A 7,267-nucleotide genomic window follows, 5' to 3' on the forward strand; every position below is an offset into this window, starting at 1 on the left:
GCCGGGGCGTGCCGTTGCGCGGTGGGGAACACCGGTGGAAGGCTGGAGTCAGGCACCGGCTCGGGGAACGCCCGGGGCCCGGCGGACCGGGCACGGGCGGCGCCAGTGCCCCGTGCAGCGGCGGCCCGCCGCGTTCCGCGGTGAGAAGGGGCCTGTCCCCACCCCCTGGAGGTACCCGTGAACAGCGCCGACGGATGGGGAGACGACGTCTACCAGCCCCAGCAGGACGGGCAGCTCGAGGATACGGGTGTACTCGACACCGAGGACACCCTGGCGTTCGAGGGCACCGACGACCCCCTTGACCCGGGCTGGTCCCCTCCCGAGCGGCCCTGGGCCGTGGAGCACGTCGGAGTGACGGCGGCGGAGCGCCTGCGAGGAGAGACACTCGACCAGCGGCTCTCCGAAGAGCTCCCGGACGTCGGCGTACCCGACGGCGACGGCCTGGGCGACTCCCAGGACACCGACGGCGAACTCCTGGACAACGAGGTCGGCGCCGCACGCTCCGGCCGGCTCGTGGCCCCCGACGAAGGGGCGCACGAGGACGAGGAGGAGGCCCTGGTCGCGATCGACGTCGGCATCGACGGCGCGGCCGCCTCCGCCGAGGAGGCCGCCGTGCACATCGTCGACGAGGACACCCTGCCCGGCTGACCCGCCGGACCCGCCGTCCCCCTGTCGTCGCGCCTGCCCAAGTCGCCCGAGGAGCATCCATGCAGCAGGACAAGCACCCCGACTACCACCCCGTCGTCTTCCGCGACCGCGCCGCCGGTTACGCCTTCCTCACCCGGTCCACGGCGACGAGTGACCAGACCATCGAGTGGGACGACGGCGAGACCTACCCGGTGGTGGACGTGGAGATCTCCTCGGAGAGCCACCCGTTCTACACGGGCAAGGCCCGGACGGTGGACACGGAAGGCCGCGTCGCCCGGTTCGAGCGCCGGTACGGCGGTGAGGGGGCCGGCTGAGCCGACGGCGGCGAGCCGGGCCGGCCGGTGTCGCCGCCCGGTCCACCGCCGCCCGCCGGGCGCGGTCCGTCGGGCGCGGCCACCGCAGCGTGCTCGCACGCCTCAGATCACGTTGAGTGCCGCCGCGCAGCCCACGCCGCCCAGCAGCATGAACGCCGGCATCAGCACCTTGAGCTCGACCCAGCTGCCCGCCCGGAACCGCAGGGCCTTCGGAGGGCCGACCGGGTACCAGCGCTTGCGGCCCACCGGTATGGGCCACAGGATCGGGCAGCCGGAAACGGTCAGCGCGTCCCCGATGTCGTGCACCAGCGCGCCCAGGACGATCGGCAGACCCAGCCACAGGTACTCCTGGCCCGGCGCGGTGAACAGCCAGTCGGAGCCGTTGCCCGGCTCGTCCAGGACACCGGCGAGGATCCACGAGCTGGTCGCCGCCAGCAGCCACACCAGGACATCGCTGCTGGAACCCCGGGTCGCCCGCCACAGCAGGCCCTCGATGGCCAGCACCATGTGCACGAAGAGGATCGCCAGCACCGCCCAGCGGCCCCCCGTGATCGCCAGGACCGCGGTGCCGGCGCCGATCAGCACGGCCCACAGCCAGGTGTGCGTGAGCGTGCGGTGCCCGCCGGAGCGGCGCGGGTCGCCCTGCTTCCTGGTGGCCTTGTAGACGGCGTAGGAGAGCTTGTCCACGATCTCGCACAGCCAGCGGGACAGCGGTCCGAAGGCCCGCGAGATGGTGGCCGCCTTGTGGTCCAGGTCCGGGGCGAGCGCGGCACCGGCGCAGACCAGGGCACCCACCAGGAGGACCGGCCAGGGCATCGGGTGTCCGGCCGCGGCCGTCGCCGCACCGACGCCGAGCCAGGCCGCGGCGCCCGACAGTGAGTGTGCTGGTCCCATCATCGCCGCTGCCCGCCCCATTCCTCGTCCACCGGCGGCCAGTTGACCGCGCGCATTGACGCTCCGCCGACGACACAGCGTAGCGTTCGCGATCTTCACGCCCGCATCCGATTCCCGCATCGAGCGGGAGGGCAGGCAAGATGGGGGCGTGACCCTCATCGATCAGCTGCCGCCGACCGCCGACCCCGACGCCCTGTACGAAGCCTTCGAGTCCTGGGCCCAGGAGCGCGGTCTCACGCTCTATCCCCACCAGGAGGAGGCGCTGATCGAGGTGGTCTCCGGGGCGAACGTGATCGTGTCGACGCCCACCGGCTCCGGCAAGAGCATGATCGCCGCGGGCGCCCACTTCGCCGCCCTGGCCCGCGACGAGGTCACCTTCTACACGGCCCCCATCAAGGCGCTGGTGTCGGAGAAGTTCTTCGAGCTGTGCAAGATCTTCGGCACGGAGAACGTCGGCATGCTCACCGGCGACGCGTCCGTCAACGCCGACGCCCCGGTCATCTGCTGCACCGCCGAGGTACTGGCGTCGATCGCGCTGCGCGACGGCAGGGACGCCGACGTCGGCCAGGTCGTGATGGACGAGTTCCACTTCTACGCGGAACCGGACCGCGGCTGGGCCTGGCAGATCCCGCTGCTGGAACTGCCGCAGGCGCAGTTCGTACTGATGTCGGCGACGCTCGGCGACGTCTCCTTCTTCGACAAGGACCTCACCCGCCGCACCGGCCGCCCCACGGCGGTGGTCCGCTCGGCCACCCGGCCCGTGCCACTGTCCTACGAGTACCGGTACACGCCGCTCACCGAGACGCTCACCGATCTGCTCGATGCCCGGCAGGCCCCGGTCTACATCGTGCACTTCACCCAGGCGCAGGCCGTGGAGCGGGCGCAGGCGCTGATGAGCATCAACATGTGCACGCGCGAGGAGAAGGACAGGATCGCCGAACTGATCGGCAACTTCCGCTTCACCACCAAGTTCGGCCGCAACCTCTCCCGCTACGTCCGCCACGGCATCGGCGTGCACCACGCCGGCATGCTGCCCAAGTACCGGCGTCTGGTGGAGAAACTCGCGCAGGCCGGACTGCTGAAGGTCATCTGCGGTACGGACACGCTCGGCGTGGGCGTCAACGTCCCCATCCGCACGGTGCTGTTCACGGCCCTGACCAAGTACGACGGCAACCGCGTGCGCACGCTGCGGGCCCGTGAGTTCCACCAGATCGCGGGCCGCGCCGGACGCGCCGGTTTCGACACGGAGGGCTTCGTCGTCGCTCAGGCGCCCGAGCACGTCATCGAGAACGAGAAGGCGCTGGCCAAGGCCGGGGACGATCCGAAGAAACGGCGCAAGGTCGTGCGCAAGAAGGCGCCCGAGGGCTTCGTCGGATGGTCCGAGCAGACCTTCGAGAAGCTCATCGGCTCCGAGCCGGAGCCGCTGACGTCCCGTTTCCGGGTGACGCACGCGATGCTGCTGTCGGTGATCGCCCGGCCCGGCAACGCCTTCGAGGCGATGCGGCGGCTGCTGGAGGACAACCACGAACCGCGCAAGCAGCAGCTGCGGCACATCCGGCGGGCGATCGCCATCTACCGGTCGCTGCTGGACGGCGGCATCGTCGAGAGGCTGGACCGGCCGGACGCCGAGGGCCGCATCGTCCGCCTCACCGTGGACCTCCAGCAGGACTTCGCGCTGAACCAGCCGCTGTCCACCTTCGCGCTGGCCGCGTTCGAGCTGCTGGATCCCGAGTCGCCGTCGTACGCGCTGGACATGGTGTCCGTGGTGGAGTCCACCCTGGACGATCCGCGCCAGATCCTCGCCGCCCAGCAGAACAAGGCGCGCGGGGAGGCGGTCGCCGCGATGAAGGCGGACGGGGTGGAGTACGAGGAGCGCATGGAGCGCCTCCAGGACATCACCTACCCGAAACCGCTGGAGGAACTGCTCTTCCACGCGTACAACACCTACCGCAAGAGCCACCCCTGGGTCGGCGACCATCCGCTGTCGCCGAAGTCCGTGGTGCGGGACATGTACGAACGGGCGCTGTCCTTCACCGAGTTGGTGTCCTTCTACGAGCTGGCGCGTACCGAGGGCATCGTGCTGCGCTACCTCGCCGGTGCCTACAAGGCCCTGGAGCACACCATCCCGGACGACCTCAAGTCCGAGGACCTGGAGGATCTGATCGCCTGGCTGGGCGAGACGGTGCGCCAGGTCGACTCCAGCCTGCTGGACGAGTGGGAGCAGCTGGCCAATCCCGAGGAGATGACCGCCGAGGAGGCCCAGGAGAGGGCCGACCAGGTCAAACCGGTCACCGCCAACGCGCGCGCCTTCCGCGTCCTGGTCCGCAACGCCATGTTCCGCCGCGTCGAGCTGGCCGCGCTCGACCAGGTGGAGGAACTGGGCGAGCTGGACGCCGAGTCGGGCTGGGACGCCGGCGCCTGGGGCGAGGCGATGGACAGGTACTGGGAGGAGTACGAGGAGCTCGGCACCGGTCCCGACGCCCGCGGGCCGAAGCTGCTGCTGATCGAGGAGGAGCCGGAGAACGCGCTGTGGCGGGTCCGGCAGATCTTCGACGATCCGAACGGCGACCACGACTGGGGCATCAGCGCCGAGGTGGACCTCACGGCCTCCGACGCGGAGGGCCGCGCCGTCGTCCGCGTCACCGACGTCGGCCAGTTGTGAGCACAGGAGAATCCCACCCATGACGAACCCGGCCGAGAGCCTCGTCGACCTGCTCGACCTGGAGCAGATCGAGGTCAACATCTTCCGTGGTCGCAGCCCGCAGGAGTCCCTCCAGCGGGTCTTCGGCGGCCAGGTGGCCGGCCAGGCGCTGGTCGCCGCGGGCCGCACCACGGAGGGCGACCGTCCCGTGCACTCGCTGCACGCGTACTTCCTGCGCCCGGGCCGGCCCGGGGTGCCGATCGTGTACCAGGTCGAACGGGTGCGGGACGGGCGGTCGTTCACGACCCGTCGGGTCACCGCGGTGCAGCAGGGCCGCACGATCTTCAACCTCACCGCCTCCTTCCACAAGCCGGAACAGGGGAGTTTCGAACACCAGCTGCCGCCGGCCCGCGAGGTCCCGGACCCCGAGTCGCTGCCGACGGTCACGGACGAGATCCGCGCGCATCTGGGCGCGCTGCCGGAGCAGTTGGAGCGGATGGCCCGCCGCCAGCCCTTCGACATCCGCTATGTGGACCGGCTGCGCTGGGACCCGGACGAGGTCAAGGGCGCCGAGCCGCGCAGCGCGGTGTGGATGCGCGCGGTCGGTCCGCTCGGCGACGATCCGCTGGTGCACACCTGCGCACTGACCTACGCCAGCGACATGACCCTCCTGGACGCCGTCCGGATCCCGGTGGAACCGCTCTGGGGTCCGCGCGGCTTCGACATGGCGTCGCTGGACCACGCCATGTGGTTCCACCGCCCGTTCCGCGCGGACGAGTGGTTCCTGTACGACCAGGAGTCGCCGATCGCCACGGGCGGACGGGGCCTGGCCCGCGGGCGGATCTACGACCTGCACGGGCGCTTGCTGGTGTCCGTCGTCCAGGAAGGGTTGTTCCGGGCGCTGTAGGTCACCGATTTCTGCGCCGCCACCGGCCGAGCAGGCCGCGGGAGGGCTCGCGGTGTTCTTCGGGCCCGTGGGAGCCTTCGGAGCCGGACCGCGGCCCGGGAGCGGCGGTGCGTTCGAGAGCCGGTCCCCGGGACACGCGGCAGGGCGCGATCCGGGTCTCACGGGCTGCCGTGGCCCGTTCGGCGGTGACGGCGGAGGCGGCGCCGTGCGTGAGGGTGTGGTGTCCGGACATGCTCGTCTCCCCCGTGGAGTGTGGGCGGCCGGCGCCGTGTGCGCCCGCCCGGAAAAACCGTAGCCGCCCCGTCACGCTTCGTGGCGAGCCTGTGGAAAACTCCACGGGGCTGTCGGAAGCCCAGGTCAGAGGCCTGCGGAGGAGCCGGGATCCGGTCGGCGGGCGTCCACGTCCAGATGTTCGCCGACCCGGTTGACCAGAAGGGTCATCTCGTACGCGATCTGGCCGATGTCGGCCTCGGCTCCGCTGAGGACGCACAGGCAACTGCCGCTGCCGGCCGCGGTGACGAAGAGCACCGCGTCGTCGAACTCGACCATCGTCTGGCGCACCCCGCCCGCGCCGAAGTGCCGCCCCGAGCCCTTCGCGAGGCTGTGCAGTCCGGACGACACGGCGGCGAGGTGCTCCGCGTCCTCCCGGCGCAATCCCGTGCTCGCGCCCGTCACCAGTCCGTCGTTGGACAGGATCAGCGCGTGCCGTACGTGTTCGACGCGCTGGGTCAGGTCGTCCAGCAGCCAGTCGAGTCCCTGGTTCTGCGCCATGTCGTGATTCTCCCCGTGGTCTTCCCTGTGGTCTTCCCCGTGGCTTTCCCCGCGTGCCGTCCCCTCCTGGCGGGAGGGTCCCCGCGCCAGCCTTCCCCACGACCGGGCGCCGGGCAAGGAGGATGGGAGCCACGGGCCGGAAGACGACCGACGCGAAGTGGCGGGAGTTCGGCTCGTACGGGACCCGCACCGCCGGGCTCCGCACCGTACGCGCCGGCGGAAGCCCGCACGTGACTCCGGTCCGGTGGCAGGCCGTCGCGTACGACAACGGGGGTGAGCCGTCCCGGGGCGGCGCGGTCCAGGTGTCCCGTGGCCCCGGGACGTCAAGGGGCGCGGGCGCACGAAGGAGGCACGTCGCGAAGGCTGTTGGCCTACGACGCAGCGGTGCGCCGGATCGACCGTGTCACGCTCGGACGCGCGCACAGCGCATCGTCCGTTCCGGTGGGGGATCATGCGGTGCATGAGCGACGACCACACACAGGTCCAGGAGTTCTTCGGCGCACGTGCGGCCGACTGGGACCGCCGCTTCCCCGACGACGGCCCCGCCTACGCGGCCGCGGTCGCCGAGCTCGGGCTGCGCGAGGGCGACCGGGTGCTCGACGCGGGCTGCGGCACGGGGCGGGCGCTGCCTCCGTTGCGTGCGGCCGTGGGACCCTCGGGGGTCGTCCTCGGCGCGGATCTGACCCCGGCGATGCTGCGGGAGGCGGCACGGGCCGGACGGGACCGCGAGGGGGCACTGCTGCTGACCGACGTCGCCGCGCTGCCGCTGCGCTCGGGAGCGCTGGACGCCGTGTTCGCGGCGGGCCTGATCGCGCATCTGCCCGACCCCGCCGCGAACCTCCGGGAGCTCGCACGGGCGGTGCGGCCCGGTGGTGTGCTCGCGCTGTTCCATCCGGTCGGCAGGGCGGCGCTCGCCGCCCGCCAGGGCCGCTCGATCACACCGGACGACCTGCGCGCGGAGCCGAATCTGCGTCCACTGCTCGCCCGTTCGGGGTGGCGCATGACGTCGTACACCGACGAGGACGCCCGGTTCCTGGTGCTCGCCGTGCGCGGGAGCCGAGTTCCCGGGGCGTGAGTTCCTGGGGCATGAGT

General features: G+C 71.7%; 7 protein-coding genes. 5 read left to right on the forward strand and 2 right to left on the reverse strand.

Features of this window, described 5'->3' with window-relative positions; all coding sequences use genetic code 11:
• Positions 1 to 177: 177 nt before the first annotated feature.
• A complete protein-coding gene (locus RIM90_RS08405; protein ID WP_309059956.1) occupies positions 178 to 648 on the forward strand; it encodes a DUF5709 domain-containing protein in 471 nt (156 codons plus the stop codon).
• A 59-nt stretch (positions 649 to 707) separates the two neighbouring features.
• Positions 708 to 962 (forward strand): type B 50S ribosomal protein L31, encoded by a 255-nt coding sequence (locus RIM90_RS08410; RefSeq protein ID WP_309059957.1) that lies wholly within the window; start codon positions 708 to 710, stop codon positions 960 to 962.
• Between the two features lie 102 nt (positions 963 to 1,064).
• Here the strand turns inward: RIM90_RS08410 and RIM90_RS08415 are convergent, their stop codons facing one another.
• Complete coding sequence (locus RIM90_RS08415; protein WP_309059958.1) at positions 1,065 to 1,859, reverse strand: metal-dependent hydrolase; 795 nt, start codon at positions 1,857 to 1,859, stop codon at positions 1,065 to 1,067.
• A gap of 145 nt (positions 1,860 to 2,004) precedes the next feature.
• Between RIM90_RS08415 and RIM90_RS08420 the strand changes: the two genes are divergently transcribed.
• Together RIM90_RS08420 and RIM90_RS08425 are read left to right on the forward strand one after the other, a co-directional pair.
• Positions 2,005 to 4,518, forward strand: coding sequence for a DUF3516 domain-containing protein (locus RIM90_RS08420; protein ID WP_309059959.1), 2,514 nt, complete (start codon positions 2,005 to 2,007; stop codon positions 4,516 to 4,518).
• Positions 4,519 to 4,537: 19 nt separating this feature from the next.
• Positions 4,538 to 5,404 (forward strand): acyl-CoA thioesterase II, encoded by an 867-nt coding sequence (locus RIM90_RS08425; RefSeq protein WP_309059960.1) that lies wholly within the window; start codon positions 4,538 to 4,540, stop codon positions 5,402 to 5,404.
• Positions 5,405 to 5,761: 357 nt separating this feature from the next.
• Here the strand turns inward: RIM90_RS08425 and RIM90_RS08430 are convergent, their stop codons facing one another.
• Positions 5,762 to 6,175 carry a roadblock/LC7 domain-containing protein gene (locus RIM90_RS08430; protein WP_309059961.1) on the reverse strand — a complete coding sequence of 138 codons (414 nt, stop codon included), beginning with the start codon at positions 6,173 to 6,175 and terminating at the stop codon, positions 5,762 to 5,764.
• A gap of 460 nt (positions 6,176 to 6,635) precedes the next feature.
• Here RIM90_RS08430 and RIM90_RS08435 point away from each other — a divergent pair, with 460 nt between their 5' ends.
• Positions 6,636 to 7,250 (forward strand): class I SAM-dependent methyltransferase, encoded by a 615-nt coding sequence (locus RIM90_RS08435; protein WP_309059962.1) that lies wholly within the window; start codon positions 6,636 to 6,638, stop codon positions 7,248 to 7,250.
• The last annotated feature ends 17 nt before the right edge of the window (positions 7,251 to 7,267 follow it).

It is taken from the genome of Streptomyces sp. (assembly GCF_031181555.1).
Lineage (GTDB): Bacteria > Actinomycetota > Actinomycetes > Streptomycetales > Streptomycetaceae > Streptomyces > Streptomyces fimbriatus.

Excerpts from the sequence above, each read along its gene's own strand:
- RIM90_RS08410 (WP_309059957.1), top strand. The coding sequence starts at position 708 with ATGCAGCAGGACAAGCACCCCGACTACCACCCCGTCGTCTTCCGCGAC.
- RIM90_RS08415 (WP_309059958.1), bottom strand. The coding sequence starts at position 1,859 with ATGATGGGACCAGCACACTCACTGTCGGGCGCCGCGGCCTGGCTCGGC.
- RIM90_RS08425 (WP_309059960.1), top strand. The coding sequence starts at position 4,538 with ATGACGAACCCGGCCGAGAGCCTCGTCGACCTGCTCGACCTGGAGCAG.
- RIM90_RS08430 (WP_309059961.1), bottom strand. The coding sequence starts at position 6,175 with ATGGCGCAGAACCAGGGACTCGACTGGCTGCTGGACGACCTGACCCAG.
- RIM90_RS08435 (WP_309059962.1), top strand. The coding sequence starts at position 6,636 with ATGAGCGACGACCACACACAGGTCCAGGAGTTCTTCGGCGCACGTGCG.